We start from the raw sequence: 1078 nt of genomic DNA, 5'->3' as shown, positions 1-1078 counted from the left end.
GATGCAAATGTTGGAAGGTTTATAACAAGGGATACTTTCCATGGGTTTGAAGATGAGCCAAAGAGTTTGAACCAATATAATTATTCTCATAGTAATCCTGTTATATATTTCGATCCTAGTGGACATGCTTCTATTTTAGTACGTCCTAATTTTAAAACAGGAACTGATATTACTACAGATTTTATAAACTATATGAAATTAAATGCTGAGTATGCAAGAAATATGGCAAAAAAATTAAGCTATGGGGAAAGATTATCATGGTTCAAAAACTTAGTAGCAAATAAACAACCATGGGATTTAAAACAAACTTTAAAAGGGCATTATAAATTTATGGGTAAAATAGTAACTGGTGCAGATTTAGGTAATATTCATTATGGTTTTGTAGGAACAGCTGTTGGTTTTAGTGAAACGGTGTTACTATTAGGAGCTGGATATGCTCAACTTAGAGCGGGGACATCTAGTTGGAAATTTGTGTTTTCAAACTTTGATGACCCATGGGATCAAAAAATGATTTCTTGTGGAATTAAACTTTATAATCCAATAATGAATCATTCTATTAAAGCCATATAAAAAAATTATTTATTGATAATGGAGGTTTCTTAATGGTAATCCACGAAATATTATTACCTTTTGCATTTGCTGAATTATTAACAAGTTATTTGAGAAATATTATTTTAGTAGATACCATAGAGATGTCAAATTACATTGAATTAATCTTGATAATTTTTGAATTTATAATGATAGTATTTGGAATATATCCTAAATTTATTAGTGTAAGATTAAATAGGCATATTGGTGCATTAATTTTTTATTTGACTATAAATATTATTTCTAATATGTTGCTAATAATTGCGTTTGGTAGTGGATTGGGAGTTTAAAAAGCAGTTTAATATTTTTTACTTTTCATTGTTATTAGGGGGTACATCAAGGTAAGAGAACAAGTATGACCACAGCCAGTGGAACAACTTATTTCCACTACAGCAGGGACAAAGTGGTCTATGAAACAGATGAAAACAACAATATTATTGCCGAATACACCTATGATGCACAAGGCAATCCAGCAACAATTATAAAGAAT

The 1078-nt window shown here is 29.6% G+C and carries 2 protein-coding genes; both read left to right on the top strand.

Translation table 11 applies throughout. The features are described 5' to 3' along the window. On the top strand, positions 1-570 hold a 570-nt coding region (locus BUB63_RS13280), incomplete at its 5' end, for a polymorphic toxin type 44 domain-containing protein (protein ID WP_242947389.1). A 32-nt stretch (positions 571-602) separates the two neighbouring features. After that, a complete protein-coding gene (locus BUB63_RS13140) occupies positions 603-878 on the top strand; it encodes a hypothetical protein (protein WP_035382060.1) in 276 nt (91 codons plus the stop codon). Positions 879-1078 lie beyond the last annotated feature (200 nt).

Source organism: Caloramator proteoclasticus DSM 10124, assembly GCF_900129265.1.
Lineage (GTDB): Bacteria > Bacillota > Clostridia > Clostridiales > Caloramatoraceae > Thermobrachium > Thermobrachium proteoclasticum.
This window is presented reverse-complemented; position numbering and strand designations above follow the sequence as displayed.